Origin of the sequence: Aureimonas sp. AU22 (assembly GCF_001463745.1) — a bacterium.
Classification (GTDB): Bacteria; Pseudomonadota; Alphaproteobacteria; order Rhizobiales; family Rhizobiaceae; genus Aureimonas.
Window position 1 is genome coordinate 1 of the sequence record NZ_BBWJ01000012.1, and the last position, 19,165, is coordinate 19,165.

General features: G+C 68.9%; 18 protein-coding genes. 5 read left to right on the forward strand and 13 right to left on the reverse strand.

Annotated features, from left to right (window positions below):
• The 3 genes from AUL34_RS03955 to iolE form a co-directional block, all read left to right on the forward strand.
• Positions 1-1,413, forward strand: a 1,413-nt coding sequence (locus AUL34_RS03955) for a PfkB family carbohydrate kinase (RefSeq protein ID WP_061931445.1), incomplete at its 5' end; no start/stop codon positions are given.
• Between the two features lie 42 nt (positions 1,414-1,455).
• Positions 1,456-3,309 carry a 3D-(3,5/4)-trihydroxycyclohexane-1,2-dione acylhydrolase (decyclizing) gene (gene iolD / locus AUL34_RS03960; protein WP_061931447.1) on the forward strand — a complete coding sequence of 618 codons (1,854 nt, stop codon included), beginning with the start codon at positions 1,456-1,458 and terminating at the stop codon, positions 3,307-3,309.
• Between the two features lie 34 nt (positions 3,310-3,343).
• Positions 3,344-4,246: a myo-inosose-2 dehydratase gene (gene iolE, locus AUL34_RS03965; RefSeq protein WP_061931449.1), complete on the forward strand. Its 903-nt coding sequence runs from the start codon at positions 3,344-3,346 to the stop codon at positions 4,244-4,246.
• On the opposite strand, the gene AUL34_RS03970 is transcribed toward iolE, so the two are convergent.
• From AUL34_RS03970 to AUL34_RS04010, 10 genes are all read right to left on the reverse strand, one after another.
• Entirely contained in the window at positions 4,243-4,782 is a 540-nt protein-coding gene (locus AUL34_RS03970) for a hypothetical protein (RefSeq protein ID WP_061931450.1), read from the reverse strand. The genes iolE and AUL34_RS03970 overlap by 4 nt on opposite strands.
• Positions 4,783-4,844: 62 nt before the next feature.
• Positions 4,845-5,696 carry a fumarylacetoacetate hydrolase family protein gene (locus AUL34_RS03975; protein ID WP_061931453.1) on the reverse strand — a complete coding sequence of 284 codons (852 nt, stop codon included), beginning with the start codon at positions 5,694-5,696 and terminating at the stop codon, positions 4,845-4,847.
• 11 nt (positions 5,697-5,707) lie between these two features.
• Complete coding sequence (locus tag AUL34_RS03980) at positions 5,708-6,454, reverse strand: SDR family NAD(P)-dependent oxidoreductase (protein ID WP_061931456.1); 747 nt, start codon at positions 6,452-6,454, stop codon at positions 5,708-5,710.
• A 66-nt stretch (positions 6,455-6,520) separates the two neighbouring features.
• Complete coding sequence (locus tag AUL34_RS03985) at positions 6,521-7,543, reverse strand: LacI family DNA-binding transcriptional regulator (RefSeq protein WP_061931457.1); 1,023 nt, start codon at positions 7,541-7,543, stop codon at positions 6,521-6,523.
• A gap of 90 nt (positions 7,544-7,633) precedes the next feature.
• A complete protein-coding gene (locus tag AUL34_RS22140; protein WP_156420773.1) occupies positions 7,634-7,792 on the reverse strand; it encodes a hypothetical protein in 159 nt (52 codons plus the stop codon).
• Between the two features lie 81 nt (positions 7,793-7,873).
• Entirely contained in the window at positions 7,874-8,716 is an 843-nt protein-coding gene (locus tag AUL34_RS03990) for a metal ABC transporter permease (protein ID WP_061931459.1), read from the reverse strand.
• Positions 8,713-9,576, reverse strand: coding sequence for a metal ABC transporter permease (locus tag AUL34_RS03995; protein ID WP_061931460.1), 864 nt, complete (start codon positions 9,574-9,576; stop codon positions 8,713-8,715). Before AUL34_RS03995 ends, AUL34_RS03990 begins: the two co-directional genes overlap by 4 nt.
• Positions 9,573-10,376: an ATP-binding cassette domain-containing protein gene (locus AUL34_RS04000; RefSeq protein ID WP_082653143.1), complete on the reverse strand. Its 804-nt coding sequence runs from the start codon at positions 10,374-10,376 to the stop codon at positions 9,573-9,575. The genes AUL34_RS03995 and AUL34_RS04000 overlap by 4 nt, the downstream gene beginning before the upstream one ends.
• Positions 10,373-11,272, reverse strand: a complete 900-nt coding sequence (locus AUL34_RS04005; protein ID WP_061931462.1) for a metal ABC transporter substrate-binding protein — start codon at positions 11,270-11,272, stop codon at positions 10,373-10,375. Before AUL34_RS04005 ends, AUL34_RS04000 begins: the two co-directional genes overlap by 4 nt.
• A gap of 163 nt (positions 11,273-11,435) precedes the next feature.
• Positions 11,436-13,037 carry an alpha-amylase family protein gene (locus AUL34_RS04010; protein WP_061931464.1) on the reverse strand — a complete coding sequence of 534 codons (1,602 nt, stop codon included), beginning with the start codon at positions 13,035-13,037 and terminating at the stop codon, positions 11,436-11,438.
• A 196-nt stretch (positions 13,038-13,233) separates the two neighbouring features.
• Between AUL34_RS04010 and AUL34_RS04015 the strand changes: the two genes are divergently transcribed.
• Positions 13,234-14,025, forward strand: a complete 792-nt coding sequence (locus AUL34_RS04015; protein WP_061931466.1) for a thermonuclease family protein — start codon at positions 13,234-13,236, stop codon at positions 14,023-14,025.
• Here AUL34_RS04015 and AUL34_RS04020 read toward each other — a convergent pair.
• Complete coding sequence (locus tag AUL34_RS04020) at positions 14,014-15,663, reverse strand: lysine--tRNA ligase (RefSeq protein ID WP_061931468.1); 1,650 nt, start codon at positions 15,661-15,663, stop codon at positions 14,014-14,016. The genes AUL34_RS04015 and AUL34_RS04020 overlap by 12 nt on opposite strands.
• Positions 15,664-15,775: 112 nt before the next feature.
• The gene (locus tag AUL34_RS04025) at positions 15,776-16,642 is read right to left on the reverse strand and encodes a transporter substrate-binding domain-containing protein (RefSeq protein ID WP_244492434.1); all 867 of its coding nucleotides are present in this window, start codon (positions 16,640-16,642) and stop codon (positions 15,776-15,778) included.
• 137 nt (positions 16,643-16,779) lie between these two features.
• Between AUL34_RS04025 and AUL34_RS04030 the strand changes: the two genes are divergently transcribed.
• Positions 16,780-18,651, forward strand: a complete 1,872-nt coding sequence (locus AUL34_RS04030; protein WP_192845683.1) for a glycosyltransferase family 2 protein — start codon at positions 16,780-16,782, stop codon at positions 18,649-18,651.
• Positions 18,652-18,675: 24 nt separating this feature from the next.
• Here the strand turns inward: AUL34_RS04030 and AUL34_RS04035 are convergent, their stop codons facing one another.
• The gene (locus AUL34_RS04035) at positions 18,676-18,933 is read right to left on the reverse strand and encodes a DUF2188 domain-containing protein (RefSeq protein ID WP_061931473.1); all 258 of its coding nucleotides are present in this window, start codon (positions 18,931-18,933) and stop codon (positions 18,676-18,678) included.
• Positions 18,934-19,165: the final 232 nt, after the last annotated feature.

Here is a 19,165-nt window from a genome sequence, read left to right on the forward strand (position 1 = left end):
GTCTTCGACATCGACTACCGCCCCAACCTCTGGGGCCTCGGCGGCCACGACACCGGCGACAACCGCTATGTCGCCTCCGCCGAAGTCTCGGCGCACCTGCGCACGGTGCTGTCCGACTGCGACCTCATCGTCGGCACGGAAGAAGAGGTTCTCATCGCCTCCGGAGAGGCCGACCTCGTTGCGGCGCTAAAAACCATCCGCGCCCATTCGAGCGCTACGATCGTCCTGAAGCGCGGGCCGATGGGCTGCATCGTCTACGACGGCGCCATCCCCGACGATCTCGAACGGGGCATCGTCGGCAAGGGCTTCCCGATCGAGGTCTACAACGTGCTCGGCGCCGGCGACGCCTTCATGTCGGGCTTCCTGCGCGGCTGGCTGCGGGGCGAGCCGCACGCGACGTCCGCAACCTGGGCCAACGCCTGCGGCGCGTTCGCCGTCTCGCGCCTCCTGTGTTCGCCGGAGATCCCGACATGGGACGAGCTGCAGTATTTCCTGGAGCACGGCAGCCCGCACCGCGCGCTCCGCCGCGACGACGACATCAACCACATTCACTGGGCGACGACGCGCCGGGGCGACTGGCCGAGCCTGCGGGCGCTCGCCATCGACCACCGCGTGCAACTGGAGGAACTCGCCGGCAACGACGCGGAGCGCCTCGCGCGCATTTCCGCCTTCAAGCGGCTGGCGGTCCAGGCGGCGGCGAGGGTCGCGGACGGGCGCCCCGGCTTCGGCATGCTGATCGACGACAAGCACGGCCGCGAGGCGCTGTTCGACGCCGGCAAGCAGGGCTTCTGGGTGGGCAAGCCGATCGAGGAGCCGGGCTCGCGCCCGCTGCGCTTCGAGTTCGGGCAGGACCTCGGCAGCCGGCTCGTCGACTGGCCGGTGGACCATTGCATCAAGGTCCTCGCCTTCTTCCATCCGGACGATCAGCCTGAGATGAAGGCGGCCCAGATCGACAAGCTACGCACGGCCTTCGAGGCGGCGCGCAAGGTCGGCCGCGAGATCCTGATCGAGATCATCGCCGGCAAGCACGGCACGCTCGGACCCGACACGGTGGCGCGGGCCCTCACCGAGCTTTACGATGCCGGCCTCAAGCCTGACTGGTGGAAGCTGGAGCCCCAGGCGAGCGCGGAGGCCTGGCGGCAGGTCGATGCCGTGATCGCGGCGCGCGATCCCTGGTGCCGGGGCGTGGTGCTGCTCGGACTGGAGGCGCCGATCGAGGCGCTGCGCGAGGGTTTTGCGGCCTCGCGTCATGCCGGAACCGTCAAGGGCTTTGCGGTGGGGCGCACGGTCTGGGTGGATGCCGCGCGCGCCTGGCTGAACGGCGAGATCGACGACGATGCAGCCGTCGCCCAGATGGCCGATCGGTTCGGCACGCTGGTCGAGGCCTGGGACGGAACGAGCGCGACGGCTTGAAGGCTTGCGCGGCGACAGCATGATCGGGAGGCACGAGACACGATGAGCGCGACAACGGTTCGCCTGACCATGGCGCAGGCTCTCGCCCGCTTCCTGACGAAGCAGTTCGTGATCGAGGACGGCCGCCGAGTGCCGATCTTCGGCGGCGTCTTCGCGATCTTCGGCCACGGCAATGTCGCGGGCCTCGGCGAGGCGCTCTACGGCGTTCGCGACGAGATCACGACCTACCGGGCGCAGAACGAGCAGGGCATGGCGAATGCCGCCGTCGCCTTCGCCAAAGCCAGCTTCCGCCGCCGCTTCATGGCCTGCACGACCTCGATCGGCCCCGGCGCACTCAACATGGTGACCTCGGCCGCGCTCGCTCACGCCAACCGCCTGCCCGTTCTCTTCCTGCCGGGCGACGTCTTCGCCAACCGCCTGCCCGACCCGGTGCTCCAGCAGATCGAGGACTGGGGCGACGGCACGATGTCGGCGACCGACTGCTTCAAGCCGGTGTCGCGCTACTTCGACCGCATCGCGCGGCCCGAGCAGATCATGCCGGCGCTGCGACGCGCCATGCAGGTGCTGACCGACCCGGCCGAGTGCGGCCCCGTCACGCTCGCCCTCTGCCAGGACGTGCAGGCGGAGGCCTACGATTATCCCTTGAGCTTCTTTGCCGAAAAGGTCTGGGAACCCCGCCGCATCCGGCCCGACGAGGACGAACTCGCGCGTGCCGCCGCTTTGATCAAGGACGCGAAGCGCCCGCTGATCGTGGCGGGCGGCGGCGTTCTCTATTCCGGCGCATCGGATGCCCTCGCGCGCTTTGCCGAAGCGCACGGCGTCCCCGTCGCCGAGACGCACGGGGGCAAGTCCGCGCTGCCGCACGGCCACCGTCTGAACATGGGCGCCGTTGGCGTCACCGGCTCCTCGGCGTCCAACGCGCTCGCCGCGGATGCCGACCTGATCCTCGCCGTCGGAACGCGGCTTGCCGACTTCACCACCGGCTCGTGGGATCTCCTGCGCAAGCCCGGCCACAAGACGGTCGGCCTCAACGTTCAGCCCTTCGACGCCGGCAAGAACGGCGGTGAGACGCTGGTGACGGACGCGCGGGTCGGGCTCGACGTCCTCTCGGCCGCGCTCGATGGCTATTCGACCGGCGACGGGTGGACCGAGAAGGCGGAGGCGCTGAAGCGCGAGTGGATGGCTGCCGCGGATGCCGCGACCGCCCCGACCAACGCGCCGGCCCCGTCGGACGCGCAGGTGATCGGCGCGGTGCAGCGCGCGCTCGGCGGCCCGGAGACGATCCTGCTCTGCGCCGCCGGCGGGTTGCCGGGCGAGCTGCACAAGCTCTGGCAGGCGGAGCGGCCGGGCGGCTACCACATGGAATACGGCTTCTCGACGATGGGCTACGAGATCGCCGGCGGCCTCGGCGCCAAGCTTGCAAAGCCCGCGCAGGACGTCGTCGTCATGGTCGGCGACGGCTCCTATCTCATGCTGAACTCGGAGCTGTATTCCGCCGTGATGCTCGGCGTGAAGCTCACCGTCGTGCTCCTCGACAACGGCGGCTACGGCTGCATCAACCGGCTGCAGATGGCTTGCGGCGGCGCCAACTTCAACAATCTCCTCTCCGACACGACCCATGTCGAGCTGCCGCCGATCGACTTCGCCGCGCACGCCGCGTCGATGGGCGTGAAAGCCGAAAAGGTCGCGTCGATCTCCGAATTGGAAGAGGCGCTGAAGCGCTCGAAGGCCGAGACGGGCACGACGCTCGTCGTCATCGACACCGATCCGCTCGCAACCACCGAAGCCGGTGGCAACTGGTGGGACGTCGCGGTGCCCGAGGTCTCGGACCGCGAGGCGGTCCGCTCTGCGCGCGCCGCCTACGACACCGCCCTCGCCCGCCGCACCGCCGGCTAATTCTCCTTTCGCAGCCTCATTCGAGATCCGACTCATGATCCGTTTCGGCACCAACCCGATCGCCTGGAGCAACGACGACGACCAGACGATCGGGGCGCATATCAGCCTGGAGGAATGCCTCGACGACTGCCGGCGCATCGGTTTCGACGGGATCGAGAAGGGCCACAAGATGCCCTCCGACGGCGCCGCGCTGAAGGCGAAGCTGGCCGAGTTCGGCCTCGTCTTCGTTTCGGGCTGGCACTCTCTGAACCTTCTCACGCAGAGCGTCGAAGCGGAGAAGGCCGCCATCCAGCCGCATCTCGACATGCTGAAGGCCAACGGCTGCACGGTCTGCATCGTCTGCGAATGCTCGAACGCCATCCACGGCGACGACACGAAGGCCGTGCTGCGCGACCGGCCCGTCCTCGACGACGGACAATGGGCGGAGTTCGGGCGGAAGCTCGAGGAGGTCGCGGCCTTCTGCGAAGCCCAGGGCATTCACCTCGTCTACCATCACCACATGGGCACGATCGTCGAGAGCGAGGCCGAGATCGACCGCTTGATGGCCGAGACGGGTCCCGCGACGAAGCTTCTGCTCGACACCGGCCACGCCTATTTCGGCGGCGCAGATCCTGCGGCGCTCGCCCGGCGCCACATGGGCCGCGTGCGCCACATCCACGCCAAGAACGTGCGGCCGGCGGTGGCGCGCGAGGTCGAGACGGAGGACCTCTCGTTCCTCGAAGGCGTGCGGCGCGGCGTCTTCACCGTGCCGGGTGACCCGGAGGGCGGCGTCGACTTCCAGCCCGTCCTCGAGATCGCGGCCCAACACGGCTACGACGGCTGGCTGGTGATCGAGGCGGAGCAGGACCCGCTGAAGCGGAACCCGTTCGAATACCAGTCGATGGGCCTGAAGGCGCTCAAGGGTCTTGCGGCCGAGGCCGGTCTGACGAAAAGCTAAGCCGGGTTCCGCGCGGCGGCTTCCGCGCGCCGTGCGGCCTCACACCAGAGCTGGCGCTCGCGTTCGGCATCGCCCAGCGCCCGGTGATCCGGGGTCGCCTCGCGGCCCATGCGCTCGATCTCCTTGAGGATCGCCTGGGCCTCCTCGGCGCGATCGGACCCGAGATGACGCGCGACGATGTCCGCCCGCGCCTCCTCCGTATCCTTCAGGCGCAATGCATGGCGCGGCTGGCCGCCACCACGCAGGAGGACGCTCAGCCACTTGCCGTCCCATGAGGGGGCGCTGGCATAAAGGGCGTGCGGTGCCAGCACCTCCAGCATCCGCCCCGCGAGCGCTTCGGCGGCGAGCCCCTCCCGTTCCAGCCGCTCGCGGGTGATGCCGTGGATGCCTTCGGCCTCGGCTTCCCAATCGGTCCAGTCCGGCTCCGGGCGGATCAGGTGGCTCTCCCCCTCGCCCGTCTCGAAGACCCAGGCGACCTCGACGGGAAAGCTCTTGCGGTTGAGGGACGAGGCCTCGAAGTCGAGAAAGACGATCATGGGCTCCCAACGAAGAAGGCCGGCGGATCGCTCCGCCGGCCTTTCGATTCGGTCCGCCGCTGTCAGCCCTGATAGGCCTTCACGTTCTGGCGCTGCTCGCCAAGGCCTTCGACGCCGAGGCGCATGACGTTGCCGGGCTTCAGCCAGACGGGCTCAGGCTTGATGCCCATGCCGACGCCGGGCGGCGTGCCGGTGGTGATGACGTCGCCCGGCTGCAGGCTCATGAACTGCGAGATGTAGTGGACGAGATGAGCGACGCCGAAAACCATCGTCTTCGTGGAGCCGTCCTGGTAGCGGTGGCCATCGACCTCCAGCCACATCGAGAGCGCTTGCGGATCCGCGACCTCGTCTCGCGTCACGAGCCAGGGGCCGATCGGGCCGAACGTATCGGCCGACTTGCCCTTCACCCACTGGCCGCCGCGCTCGGCCTGGAAGTGGCGCTCGGAAATGTCGTTGACGACGCAGTAGCCGGCAACATGGTTCAACGCGTCGGCTTCCGAGACGTAGCGCGCCTCGGTGCCGATCACGACGCCGAGTTCGACCTCCCAGTCGGGCTTGATCGAGCCCTTGGGAATCACAACGTCGTCGTTCGGGCCGACGATGGCGCTCGTCGCCTTCATGAAGAGGACGGGCTCCGCCGGCACCGCCATGCCGCTTTCCGCGGCGTGGTCGGCATAGTTCAGGCCGACGCAGATGAACTTGCCGACGCGACCGACGCAGGGGCCGATGCGTGGGCTCCCCTCGATCGCCGGGAGCGCATTCAGATCGGCCGCGCGGATCTTCTGGAGCCCGGCATCCGACAGCGCCTCGCCGGCGATGTCGTCGACGATGCCGGACAGATCGCGGATGCTGCCGTCCTCCAGGCGGATGGCCGGGCGTTCCTGACCGTTCGGACCGACGCGGAGAAGCTTCATGGGTTCGTCCCTCAGTAGGTGGTTCGGCCGCCCGACAGGTCGAAGACCGAGGCGGTGGTAAAGGAATTGTCCTTGGAGACGAGCCAGGCCACCATCGCGGCGGCCTCCTCGACCTCCAGGAACCGGCCGCGCGGGATGCGCACCAGCATGTAGTCGATGAACTCGGGCGTCAGCGTCTCGAGGATGCGCGTCTTGGCGGTCGCGGGCGTGATCGCGTTGACGGCGATGTCGTGCTTGGCGAGTTCCTTGCCGAGCGACTTCGTCAAGCCGATGACGCCGGCCTTGGCGGCCGAATAGGCCGAGAGGTTCGGGTTACCCTCCTTGCCGGCGACCGACGAGATGTTGACGATGCGCCCGTAGTTGCGCGCCTTCATCGCCGGCACCACCGTACGGTTGACGTAGAACGTGCCGTTCAGGTTGATCTCGACGACACGGCGCCATTCCGCCGGGTCGTATTCGTCGACGGGCGCGTTGTTGCCGGCGACGCCCGCCGAATTCACGAGGATCGAGACCGGCCCGACCTCGGATTCCGTCGCCACGTGGGCGCGGCCGAGACCCTCGAGATCGGTGATGTCCACGGTCTGCGAGAATGCGGCCTCGCCCAACGCCGCCTTGGCGTCTTCGAGAAGGCCGGCGTCGAGGTCCCACAGGCTGACGCGGGCGCCGGACGCGATCAGGCGCTGCGCCACGGCGAAGCCTATGCCTTGCGCGCCGCCGGTGACGACGGCGACCTGCCCGTCGAGGTCTATACGGTTCATGGCTTCCCCTCCCAAGGTCGCGATGCCCCTAGTTTAACGTTACACGCCTTGTGCGGCAAGCCAGTCTCAACCTGTCTCCCCGGGCAGGAAGGCGACGGGAAGGCAGAGATCCTGCGCGTCGAAGCGCCCCGTTTCCAGCCGCTTCAGCATCGCCTCGCCCGCCCGCTCGCCGAGTTCGTAGGCCGGGGACGCCAGCGTCGTCAGGCGCGGGCGGGCGTGGCGGTGGGCGGGAAAGTCGTTGAAGCCGACCACGCGCACGGTGCCCGGCACGGCGACGCCCCGGTCGAGGAGATGGAGAAGCGCGGCGGAGGCGATCTGGTCGTTGGCGCCCCACACCGCGCCGGGCAGGCCATGGGCGCCGATCCAGGCCCCGAGCGCCTCCTGCACGGCGGAGAAATCGTCGTGATCGACCGGGAGCATGCCCATGGGAGGGGCTCGGAACCCCTGCGCCAAGCCCGCCAAGCGATTCTCGATCGCCGGCCAGGTCTGGCGCGGCAGCATGGCGAGGACGGACGAAACGCCGAGCCGCGCCAGATGCTCGCCGATCCGGCGCCCTCCCCCTTCGTCGTCCTGACGCACGAGGCAGAGGTCGAGCCCGGCGGGGTCGATCACTTCTTGGAACAGCACCACCGGCTGCCCGAGGCCGCAGAGACGGCTGACCACGTCGAGGCGCGCGTCGCGCGTGCCCGAGACCATGGCGCAGAGCCCTCCGACATCGTAGTTGCGCATGAGGCCGGAACTCGCGAGCGCATCCGGGTGCAGGCCGGAGAGGGTGAGCGTCCAGTCCGCGCGGTTGAGGACGTTGGCGAGGCCGGCCACCAGCTGGGCGGTGAAGAAGTTGGCGAGGAAGGCCGGCGATTCGTCGACGATCACCATGCCGATCGACCGTGGTCCCGCGCCGCGCAGGTTTCTTGCGCTCGCTTGCCTCCGATAGCCGAGCCGCTCGATCGCCGCCTCGACGCGCGCGCGGGCCGCGGCGCCCACGAACTGCGTCTTGTTGTTGATGACGTTGGAGACGGTCATCGCCGAGACGCCGGCCTCGCGCGCGACATCCTTGATCGTCGCCCGGCTCTGCCTGTCGGCGCTCATGCGTCTCCATGTCTCCGCCCCGGACGCCGAGCGGCGCCGCCGGCACAAGTCATAGCGAGGGAACGCGCCCCCCGCCAAGCCCGACGAGCCTCAGGTCGGGTTGTTCGGCGGGGTCGTGGTGCCCGGTGCCATCTCGGTGCCCATCAGGCCGAACCAGTCCGACCAGAGCCCGATCAGGAACAGGGCCACTAGTATGGCCACCACGATCAGAACCGTCGCCTGACCCCGCGTCCGCTTTCCCTCTGGCATGATGCCCCTTTCGCTAAACCCTGTCGGAAACTCCCAACGGCTGCGGACCACCCGAGTTTCCTGCAAAATCGTCAGCCGGGATCAGGACCCCGCGGCTTCCTCTACTTCACGCGGCGCCCGGTGGCCGAAGAGGAGAGCGAGGATCCAGCCCGCCGACATGACGAGAACCACGGTCGGAGCCGGCGCGCTGTCGAGCAACACCGAAAGGTAGATGCCGAGCGTCGAGGCGAAGGCGGCAACGACGCTCGCCACTACCAGCATGCGGCCGAAGGAACGGGTGAGGAGGAAGGCCGTCGCGCCCGGTGCGATCAGGAGGGCCACCACGAGAATGATGCCGACCGCCTGCATCGATGCGACGATCGCCGCCGACAGCGCGGCGAGAAGTCCGTAATGCAGGAAGCGCACCGGCAGGCCCGATACGCGCGCCTGAACCCCGTCGAAGCTGTGAAGCAAGAGGCTGCGCCAAGACAGGAGCACGAAGAGAAGAACCGGCAGGACGATCAGCGAGATCTCGAGGAGATCGCCGGGCACGAGGCCGAGGAGGTCGCCGAACAGGATGTGGTCGATATGAAGACCGGAGCGCACCTTGGCGTGGAGCACGATCCCCAGCGCGAACATGCCGGCGAAGGCGACGCCCATGGCGGTGTCTTGCCGGATGCGGCTGTTGTTCTTGAGGAACCCCGAGCCTGCCGCGCAGAAGAGGCCGGCGGCGAACGCGCCGAGCGCCAGCGGCAGGCCGGCGGCATAGGCCAGCACGATGCCGGGCAGGACGGCGTGGGAGACGGCGTCCCCCATCAACGACCAGCCCTTCAGCACCAGGAAGCAGGACAGGAGCGCGCACGGCACTGCGATCAGCAGTCCAGCCAGGAAGGCGACTTGCAGGAAATCGATCTGGAAGGGGAAGACGAGATCGGCCGCACTCATGCCCCTGCCCCGCGCGTCGCCGCGTCCGCGCGCCGCCGCGCGGCGAGCATGCCGTGACGGGGCGCGAAGACGAAGGCGAGAAGGAAGAGAACGGTCTGGAGAACGACGATGACGCCGCCCGTCGCCCCGTCGAGGAAGTAGCTGCCGTAGGCGCCGACCCCGCTCGTGACGGCACCGATGGCGACGGAGAGCGCGATCATTCGGTCGAACCGGTCGGTGAGGAGATAGGCCGTCGCGCCCGGTGTCACCACGGCGGCGACCACGAGAAAGGCGCCCACCGTCTGCATGGCGGCGACAGTCGAGGCGCTGAGGAGCGTGAAGAACAGGGCGCGCCAGAGCGTCGGGTTGAGGCCGATCGTGCGCGCGTGGTTCTCGTCGAAGAACACGGCCATGAGGCTGCGCCAGGCGAGGAGCAGGATCGCCAGCGTCACGACCGAGATGATGACGAGCTGAGCCGTGTCGGCCGGGGTGACGGCCAGGATGTTGCCGAGCACGATCGCCTGGATGTCCACCGGCACCGGCGAGATCGACACCATGAAGAGGCCGAGGCCGAAGAACGAGGTGAAGATCAGCCCGATCACCACGTCCTCCTTGAGCCGCGAGACGCGCGAGATGAGGAGGATGGCGACGGCGGCGAGGCCGCCGGAGAGGAAGGCGCCGACCGAGAAGGGCAGACCCAGCATGTAGGCGCCGGCGACGCCCGGCACGATGGAATGGGACAGGGCGTCGCCGATCAGCGACCAGCCCTTCAGCACCACGAAGGCGGAGAGAAAGGCGCAGACGCCGCCGACGAGGGTCGAGACCCAGATGGCGTTGCGCATGTAGTCGTAGGTGAAGGGCTCGAGGAGCACGGCGCTCACGCGTAGGCACCCACCGGCTCGGGCGTGGCGCCGTCCATCGGCGGCACCGCGCCGGGCAGGACGCCGCCGCGCAGTGCCCCGCCGAACGCACGCTCCAGGTGGGCTCGCGTGAAGACTTCCGCGGTCGGACCGACGGCCAGCACCGTGCGGTTGACGAGGATCGCCCGGTCGCAGAAATCGGGCACGGCGGCGAGGTTGTGGGTCGAGACGAGCATCGCGGCGCCTTCCCTGCGCAGATCCTTCAGAAGCGCGATGATCGCCTCTTCGGTGCGAAGGTCGACGCCGGTGAAGGGCTCGTCGAGAAGGATCACCTCCGCCCCTTGCGCCAGCGCGCGGGCCAGGAAGACGCGCTTCTTCTGGCCTCCCGAGAGCTCGCCGATCTGGCGCTTGCGGAAGTCGGCCATGCCGACCCGCGCGAGCGCCGCGCTCACTGCTTCACGGTCCCGGGGTTTTGCTCGCCGCAGCCAGCCCATGTGACCGTAGCGGCCCATGGTGACGACGTCCTCCACGAGGACGGGGAAGTTCCAGTCGATCTCCTCGCTCTGCGGCACGTAGGCGACGCGGTTGCCCGTGAGCGCCTGGGTAACCGGCGCGCCGAGGATCGAGACGCGGCCCGCCGACTGGGGCACGAGGCCGAGCACCGACTTGAAGAGCGTCGACTTGCCGCCGCCGTTGACGCCGACCAGCGCCGTGATGGATCCCCGCGGAACGGTGAAGGACGCCTCGCGTAGGGCGACGTGGCCGTTGCGGTAGACGACGGTGAGGCCGCTCGCCTCGATGCCGAGGGATGACGCGCTCACGAAGAGAAACCCGCGGCGATGGTCTCGGTCGTCACGCGCAGGAGGTCGAGATAGGTCGGAACGGGCCCGCCCTCGGCACTGAGGGAATCGACGTAGAGGACGCCGCCGTAGCGCGCGCCGGTCTCGCGCGCGACCTGGTTTGCCGGATCGGGCGAGACGGTGCTCTCCGAAAAGACGACGGGGATCTTCTCCGCTTTCACCGTATCGATCACGCGGCGCACCTGCTGGGGTGTCCCTTGCGAATCCGCGTTGATTGGCCAGAGGTAGAGTTCCCGCAGCCCGAAATCGCGCGCGAGGTAGGAGAACGCGCCTTCGCTGGTGACGAGCCAGCGATCCCCCTCTGGAAGCGCCGCGAGCCCCGCGCGCAGCGGCTCGACGCTGGCCATGATCTCGCCCTTGTAGCGGCCGGCATTGGCGGCGTAGGTGCCGGCGTTCGCAGGGTCCTGCGCGACGAGCGCGTCGCGGATGTTGTCGACATACGTGAGCGCGAGGGTCGGCGACATCCAGGCGTGCGGGTTGGGTTTGCCGGCATAGGGCCCTTCCGCGATCAGGATCGGCTCGATGCCCTGCGTCAGCACCGCCGAGGGCTTGTCCCCGAGCTGGCGGAAGAAGCGCTCGAACCAGAGCTCGAGCCCGAGCCCGTTCCACAGCACGAGATCGGCATCGCGCACGGAGAGGATGTCGCGCGGGGTCGGCTGGTAGTTGTGGATCTCGGCGCCCGGCTTGGTGATGGAGACGACGTCGGCTTTGTCGCCCGCGACGTTGCGCGCCATGTCGGCGATCACGGTGAAGGTCGTGGCGACCTTGAGTTTCTCGGCGGCGCGAGCGGGCGCCGCTGCGAAGGCGGCGGCCAGCGCGAGGGCGGAGAGGGCGAGGGTTCGCCGGAGAAAGGTCACACGGAACTCCTGAGGGCCTGGGACGAGACCAAGATATGCAACTGCGAATGGTTTGCAAGTAGGAACGTTCCGTTCGGCCCTGTGACGCTTTTGCGAGGCAGGACTTGATCCCGGTTCCGCCTCGCGGTGCCTTCCCGATGGGTCGCGCCCGGCGGGCCGTGCCTCAGGCGAGGCGTAGCCACTCGAAGCCGAACGGTCCGAGCCGCCATTCGCCGCCGGACGTGCCGGGTTCGCCGGCACCCTGCCGCAGCAGGTTGATGCAGCGCCGACCGTCGATCACGGACGCGAGGTCCACCGTCGCCGGTCGGTCCGCGAGATTGTGCAGCGTCACCACCTCGCCGCCCCGCCAGCGGGCACGAAGGGCAAGGATCGACGGAGCGCCGAGATCGAGCACCTCCGCTTCCGCCCAGCCGATCTCGCGGGCCGCGCGACGCGCGCGCACCAGCCGCTGGATGGTCGAGAACAGCGAATCCCCCTCCACCTTCTGCGTCTCGGCATTGACGAAGGCCGGCGCGAACGGGCCCTGCAGGACGGGCGCGCGCACCCAGGCGCCGGGGTCGGCGACCGAAAAGCCACCGGCACCCTCCGGCGTCCACTGCATCGGCGTGCGCACGGGATGGCGCTCGGGCAGGTCGAGGTTTTCGCCCATGCCGATCTCGTCGCCGTACCAGAGGACCGGCGTGCCCGGCAGGGCGAGCATCAGGCTGAAGGCCAGGCGGATCCGTCGCTCGTCGCCTCCCAGCATGGGCGCGAGGCGCCGGCGCAGGCCGCGCTCGTAGAGCTGCATGTTCTCGTCGGGACCGAACGCGGCGAAGACCTCTTCGCGCTCGGCGTCGGTCAGACGCCCGAGGTCGATCTCGTCGTGATTGCGCAGAAAGGTCGCCCATTGGGCGATCGCGGGAATGGCGGGAAGGCTGCGCAGCATCTCGGCGACGGGGCCGGCATCGTGGCGGGCGAGGCCCAGGAACAGCCGCTGGTTCAGCGGGAAGTTGAAGATGAGGTGCAGCCGGTCCCCGTCGCCGAAATACTCGTCGGCCTCGTCCATCGGGATGTTGGCTTCCGCGAGCAGGATCGCTTCCGCGCGCCGCCAGGACAGGAAGGACTGGAGCTCGGCGAGATAGGCGTGCGGGTCGCCCTCCAGCCCTTCGAGCATGAAGGGCGCGGCGTCGATGCGAAATCCGGAGACGCCGAGGGCCAGCCAGAAGCCCATGATCCGCTGGATCTCCTCGCGCACTGCGGGGTTGGCGATGTTGAGGTCGGCCTGATGCTCGTAGAAGCGGTGGTTGTAGTATTCCCGCCGCTTCCGGTCGAAGGTCCAGGTGGTCTTCTGGACACCGGGAAAGATCACGCCCTCCTCGGCGTCCGCCGGTTTCTCCTTCTGCCAGACGTACCAGTCGCGATATGGCGAATCGGGATCGGAGCGGCTCGCCTGGAACCACGGGTGCTCGACCGAGGTATGGTTCACCACGAGGTCGACGATGACGCGAAGCCCCCGGTCGCTCGCCGCTTGCATGAACTCGGCGAAATCGCCGAGCGTGCCGTAGCGCGGATCGACGTTGTAGTAGTCGGCGACGTCGTAGCCGTTGTCGCGGTTGGGCGACGGGTAGAACGGCAGGAGCCAGATACAGGTGGCGCCCAGCGCCTCGATATGGTCGAGGTGGTCGGCAAGGCCGCGGAAGTCTCCCACCCCGTCGCCATCGGAATCCTTGAACGCATCGACGTCGACGCAGTAGATCACCGCGTTCTTGTACCAGAGGTTCTGCATCCGCCGCCTTCCCGCTTGAGCCTTCGGCCTTAGCTAGGAAGCGAAGGGGATACGGGCAGGTCGCCGGGGTGACGCCGGTCATCGCCGGCGCGACGCAGTCGTCGCCGGGTCTGTCGTCGGCGCGCGCGAGGCGCTAGTTTGCACCGGACCGGCCAGGCGGCCGGACGGCCGGCGGAGAACAGGAGGGACGGCGCCCATGCAATCGCTGCGGATCGCACTCGGCCTTCTGTTTCTCGTCGCGACGTTCTTCCTGATCCTGCCGGCGGAGCCGACGCTGTTTGCCGCGCATGGCGGCATCGAACACGCTGCGATCGCGACGGCGGAGACGGTTGCACCGTCGCCTGCCGAAAAACCCGCGCCCGAGCCCGTCGTGGCCGCCCCGGTGCGCACCATCGGCTCGACCCCGATCGAGACCACGGCGCTGACGCGCCTGCCGCCGGTCGCGAGCGGAGCGGCGACGCCGCGGACCGCCGAGGAACCGGGCACCCAGGCCGCTGCCGCCGAGGTGGAGACTGCCGCGACTGAAACCCGACCCGACGCCGCAACGGAGCCCGCGCCTGCCCCTGCCAACGACGGCCCGGCCATGCGCGTCTTCGCCCGGCCCATCGCGGTCGACGCGGGCACGCTGAAGGCCGGCGAGTTCACGCTCGTGGTGGCCGGTGTCGCGCCGTTGGCGAGCGATGCGCGCTGCACCGACGGGGCGCAGGCCTGGCCCTGCGCGACGCGGGCCCGCACCGCGCTGCGCAGCTGGCTGCGCGGGCGCTCCGTGCTCTGCTCCGTGCCGCCGGACGCCGCCGACGCCCGCGAGATCGAGGCGTCCTGCCGCATCGGCGAGGAAGATATCGGCGAATGGGTCGTGCGCAACGGCTGGGCGCACGCCGCGCCCGGCAGTCGCTACGAGGACGCCGAGCGGGACGCGCGCGAGGCGCGGCGCGGCATCTGGGCCTATGGCCTCGACGAGGAGGTCACGGCTCGCTCAGGTGGTTGAGGCCAGCGATCCGTCGAGCGCGCTTGCGATCAACGCCCGCGTCTCCGGCACGCCGTAGAGCGCGACGAAGGAGCCGAAGCGCGGGCCCCGCTCCTGCCCGATCAGGATCTGGTAGAGCGCCGAGAACCATTCCAGCGACACGCCGGGACCGCCGTCCGGCCCCTTCTTCTTCTCGTCCTGGTAGCGCGGGATGGGACGCGCCGCGTCGAGCACCGCATCCTGGATCGCGGCGGCGTCAGCGCCCTCGGGCAGCGCGGCCAGTCGACGGTCGAGGTCTTCGAGCGCCGCCCGCTCCACCTCGTCGGGCGCGCGGAAGCGCTTCGTCGGGCGCACGAAGTCCTCGAAGTAGCGCAGGGCATAGCCGACCAGCCGGTCGAGTTCGGGATCGGTCTCGGCCGTCACGCCCGGCGCATAGCGCGAGATGAAGCCCCAGAGCGTCTTCGGATCCGAGGCGTTGGACGCCGACACGAGATTGAGGAGCAGCGCGAAGGAGACCGGAATGCCCGTCACCGGCGGCGCGCCACCGTGGATGTGGAAGGTCGGGTTCTGCAGCCGGGACTTGGCGTCCTGCCGCTCGTAGGCGGAGGCGAAGGCGTAGTAGTCCTCGACCGCCTTCGGGATGACGTCGAAATGGAGCCGCTTGGCCGCGCGCGGCTTGCCGAACATGTAGAGGCCGAGGCTTTCCGGCGAAGCGTAGGTCAGCCATTCCTCGATCGACAGGCCGTTGCCCTTGGACTTCGAGATCTTGGCGCCCTCGGCATCGAGGAACAACTCGTAGACGAAGTGTTCGGGGGCCTCGCCCCCCAGGATCTCGCAGATCCGGTCGTAGACGCTGGCGTTGGTCTGGTGGTCCTTGCCGAACATCTCGAAGTCGACGCCGAGCGCGGCCCAGCGCATGCCGAAGTCGGGCTTCCACTGAAGCTTCACCTGGCCGCCGGTGACCGGCAGCGTGGTTTCCGTGCCGTCCTCGTCGAGGAAGGTGATCGTACCCGCCTTCGCATCGACGTGGCGCATCGGCACGTAGAGGACGCGGCCCGTGGTCGGCGAGATCGGCAGGAACGGGCTGTAGGTCGCCTGGCGCTCGGCCCCGAGCGTCGGCAGCATCACGCCCATGATGTCGTCGTAGCGCTCCGCCGCGCGCAGCAGCACCTCGTCGAAGCGGCCGGAGCGGTAGTACTCGGTCGCGCTCGCGAACTCGTAGTCGAAGCCGAACGTATCGAGGAAACGGCGCAGCATCGCGTTGTTGTGGCCCGCGAAGGTCGCCTCCCCGCCCCCGAACGGGTTCGGCACGTCCGACAGGGGCCGCTGGAGGTGAGGCTCCAGGGCGGCCCGGTCGGGCACGTTGTCCGGGATCTTGCGCATCCCGTCCATGTCGTCGGAGAAGCAGATCAGCCGGGTCGGGATCTCGTCGTTCGTGAGAACGCGGAAGGCGTTGCGCACCATGGTGGTGCGCGCCACCTCGCCGAACGTGCCGATATGGGGCAGGCCGGACGGGCCGTAGCCGGTCTCGAACAGGGCCTCGCGCTTTCCCGTGCGCCCGAGCCGGGCGACGATCTTGCGCGCCTCCTCGAAGGGCCAGGCCTGCGAGGTCTGCGCGGCCTCGAAGAACTCCGACACCGTTCCGCCCTCGATCGTCATGATGGATCAACCTTTTCGTACCGCGGCCTCGCGCACTGAAGACGGGCGGGGCTCGCATCTCATGGCACGGTCTATGGTTTGCGGCGCGCCGCCGTCAACGCAAGACGGAGCCTCAGAAGGCGCTGACGGGAAAATAGCGCAGGAGAAGCTCCGACAGGCGCCCGCTCGCCACGATCCGCCCGATCGCATACTCGAACGCGTCGCGCAGGTCCTCGTCCTCGGGCTTCACCGCGATCGCCAGCCCTTCGCCGAGGAAATGGTCGGACAGATAGGGCCCGCCCGCAAAGGCGCAGCAATCGGCCGCCGCCTCGCTGGATAACCAGAAGGACAGCCCGACCCCGTCGCCGAAGACGGCCCGCACTCGCTCCGCCCGCAACGCATCGAGCGCCGCCTCGCGCGTCGGCAGGCCCACGGCCTCTGCACGCGGGAAGAAGGCGCGCAGCATGGCCTCGTGCGCGCTGCCCGAGACGACGGCGACCTTGATGCCGGCAAGGCCCGTCTGCAGTTCGCTGTCCATCGGCTGGGCAGCCAGCGTCACGAACCGTGCGGGGTAGCGGAAGAAGGGATGGGTGAAGGCGAAGCGCGAGCGGTTGTCCGCATTGATCGCAAGCCCCGCGATCACCGCCTCCGCGTCGCCTGCCGCCAGGGCGGCCCCCAGTTCGGCGAAGGGGCGGGCCTCGATCTGGCACCGCGCCGCGACGTCGAGCTCCTCGCAGATCGTGCGCGCGAGATCGACATGGAAGCCCGCGAGGCGGCCACGCTGGTCGAGGAAGTTGAACGGCGCGAAGTCCACGGAGGTGAGAAACCGGATGCGCGCGCGGCCGGCGAGGTCCGGCTGGGTGAAGCGCTGCCCCTGGTCCCAGAAGTTGGGAGTCGGCACAGCCGGCGCAGCAGCCGGCGCGGGTGCCTGTGCATGCCCGGCATTCGGCACAACCGAAAGGAGCATCACGACAAGCGCCAGGGTTGAAAATGCACGCAAAGGTTTCTTCTCCGTGGCGGATTGCGAGTCCAGGATGTACCCATCTCGGGGCTCGGCCCGTATTTGGGGGCAGTGTGCTGCGTGTATCGGAATATGCCCTCGCGGATGCGGACGCCAGCCGGAATGGCGTGTCGCTCGTGGCTCCACCTCTCGACGGTGCGATCGTGCCGGCGGCTTCCGCCGCCTTTGCCCCGCCGGCCGTCCTCCAGCACGCCCTCGACCGCCTCCGGCTCGGGCCGGACGATTACGATGCGGCTTGCCGCGCGGCCGCGCGGAACGGGTCGAGCGTCGACGAGGAACTGATTGCCGCGGGCCTCGTCGACGAGGCGACGCTGGCGGAAGTGTTCGGCGCGGTCCTCGGCCTGCGTGCCGAGCCCGTCGCGCCGGGAGCCTCGCTGCTGCGCGACGGCCGAGGCGCCTTCGACGCGTCCGAGCGGCACGCCAAGACCTGCGACAGCGCCATGCGGCCGCGGCTCTACCTCGCGCCGCGGCTCGATCGCCTGGCCTCGCTCGCCGAACGCCTCGCCCGTTCGCCCGACCTCGCCGCGACGCTTCGCATCACGACCCTGTCCGGCATCGCACGCCTGCGGGCGGGCGCGGATGCATCGGAGCGTTCCACCCGCGCGCGTCTCAGTCTCGCCGCCGACCACAACCGATGGTCCGCCCGCGACGTCGTGACGGCGGCCCAAGCCGTCGTGGCGGTTCTCGTGGCTGTGGCCCTCGCCCACCTCTGGCTGGCCTTCCCGGATCTGTTCTGGCCGGCCGCGCACGCGACGGCCAGCCTGTGCGCCTTCTGCTTCACGCTGTTCCGGCTGCGGATCCTGATCGGCACCATCACCTCCCGGCATGCCTCCCGCCGGCCGGTGCCAAACCCCACTGAAGCTCCACTGCCGATCTATTCCGTTCTCGTCGCGCTTCACCGCGAGGCCGCGATGGCCGAGCCGCTCGCCCGCGCGATGGCTGCGCTGGACTGGCCGCGCTCACGCCTCGAGGTCTTCTTCGTCTGTGAGGCCAACGATCCGGAGACCATCGCGGCGGTGGAATGCGCCATCGCCGACGAGGCGAACTTCTCGGTGATCGCGACACCGCGCAGCAATCCGACCACCAAGCCGAAGGCGCTGAATTTCGCGCTGCCGCTGACGCGTGGCGAATACGTGGTGCTCTACGACGCCGAGGACCGGCCCGCGCCCGATCAACTCCGATCCGCGCATGCCGCCTTCCGGACCGCGCCGGCGACCCTTGCCTGCGTGCAGGCACCCCTCGTCATCCGCAACGCGGCGAACGGCTGGCTCGAGACCCTGTTCGCCCTCGAATATGCCGTCCTATTCCGCGCCGTCCTGCCGTGGCTCGCGGCTCAGGGCCTGCCGCTGCCGCTCGGCGGCACGTCCAACCATTTCCGCCGCTCGGCTCTCGTGGAAGCGGGCGGCTGGGACAGCCACAACGTCGCCGAAGATGCCGATCTCGGCATCCGTCTGTCGCGGCTCGGCTACCGAATCGGCACGATCTCGTCTCCGACCTCGGAGATCGCACCCTCGCGCTTCATCGACTGGCGCAACCAGCGCACCCGCTGGATCAAGGGTTGGTGTCAGACCTGGCTCGTCCACATGCGCGATCCGCGCCTTGCCTGTCGGCAGCTCGGCCTGCGCGCCTTCGTGACCTTCCAGATCCTGTTCGGGGGCATGATCGCGGCGAGCCTGATGCATGTCGTCTTCGCCGGACATCTCATCACGGCGATCCATGCCTATCTCGCGTCCGGCGAAATCTACATGTCCGCCGGCATCCTGGCGGCGGTCGACTTCCTCAACATCGTGCTCGCCTATGCCGTGTTCATCCTGACGGCGAGGCTGGTGGCCAACGACGCGGAACGCCCACTCCTGCACCGTCTCTGGTCACTTTGGTTCTACTGGCTGATCGTCAGCCTCGCGGGGCTGCGGGCGATCGGCCAGCTCGTGCACGCGCCGCACATGTGGGAAAAGACCCCGCACCGCGAGCCCGCACCCAATTCCTGATCACCAGGCCGGGGCCCCGCTCCGTCAGGAGCGAGCCGCCCCAACGTCCACGACGTCGGCATGCGGCCGGTCGTCGCCGCGCGCGACCTCGTCGTGCCAGACGCCGCTGCCGTCCTGGTATCGGATCCCCGACGTTTCCCCGGCGAGTTCCTGCCGCGCCGAAGCGTCCTTGGCGGCCGCCAGCGCGTGGTCGTGAGTCGGGAAGGTTTCCGAGAACACGCCTCCCACCTTGTAGGCCCAACCGCCGTCGTGCTCGACGATCGTGTAGTGGATATCGGACATCGGCTTCCTCCTGCGCATTTCGACTGACACGCAAACGCCCCCCGTGCCTGCCTGTTCCGAACAGCGCCGATCTCCGATTTCTGCCGCAGCCGATGTCAGATTACCGCAATCACGCATTCCGTTGCAGGAATACCACCTCCCCGCAATCATAGATTGCAAACGCAATTTTCAGTTGCAATGCTGTCCGGACTCGGACTTATCTGCGGTTGCAACCTATAGTAGGTTCATTAAT

Coding starts and splice junctions, on each gene's coding strand:
- AUL34_RS03975 (WP_061931453.1), bottom strand. CDS start 5,696: ATGAAGCTTCTCCGCGTCGGTCCGAACGGTCAGGAACGCCCGGCCATC.
- AUL34_RS04010 (WP_061931464.1), bottom strand. CDS start 13,037: ATGCAGAACCTCTGGTACAAGAACGCGGTGATCTACTGCGTCGACGTC.
- AUL34_RS04035 (WP_061931473.1), bottom strand. CDS start 18,933: ATGTCCGATATCCACTACACGATCGTCGAGCACGACGGCGGTTGGGCC.
- AUL34_RS03985 (WP_061931457.1), bottom strand. CDS start 7,543: ATGAGCGCCGACAGGCAGAGCCGGGCGACGATCAAGGATGTCGCGCGC.
- iolE (WP_061931449.1), top strand. CDS start 3,344: ATGATCCGTTTCGGCACCAACCCGATCGCCTGGAGCAACGACGACGAC.
- AUL34_RS03970 (WP_061931450.1), bottom strand. CDS start 4,782: ATGATCGTCTTTCTCGACTTCGAGGCCTCGTCCCTCAACCGCAAGAGC.
- AUL34_RS22140 (WP_156420773.1), bottom strand. CDS start 7,792: ATGCCAGAGGGAAAGCGGACGCGGGGTCAGGCGACGGTTCTGATCGTG.
- iolD (WP_061931447.1), top strand. CDS start 1,456: ATGAGCGCGACAACGGTTCGCCTGACCATGGCGCAGGCTCTCGCCCGC.
- AUL34_RS04015 (WP_061931466.1), top strand. CDS start 13,234: ATGCAATCGCTGCGGATCGCACTCGGCCTTCTGTTTCTCGTCGCGACG.
- AUL34_RS04020 (WP_061931468.1), bottom strand. CDS start 15,663: ATGACGATCGAGGGCGGAACGGTGTCGGAGTTCTTCGAGGCCGCGCAG.
- AUL34_RS03980 (WP_061931456.1), bottom strand. CDS start 6,454: ATGAACCGTATAGACCTCGACGGGCAGGTCGCCGTCGTCACCGGCGGC.
- AUL34_RS03990 (WP_061931459.1), bottom strand. CDS start 8,716: ATGAGTGCGGCCGATCTCGTCTTCCCCTTCCAGATCGATTTCCTGCAA.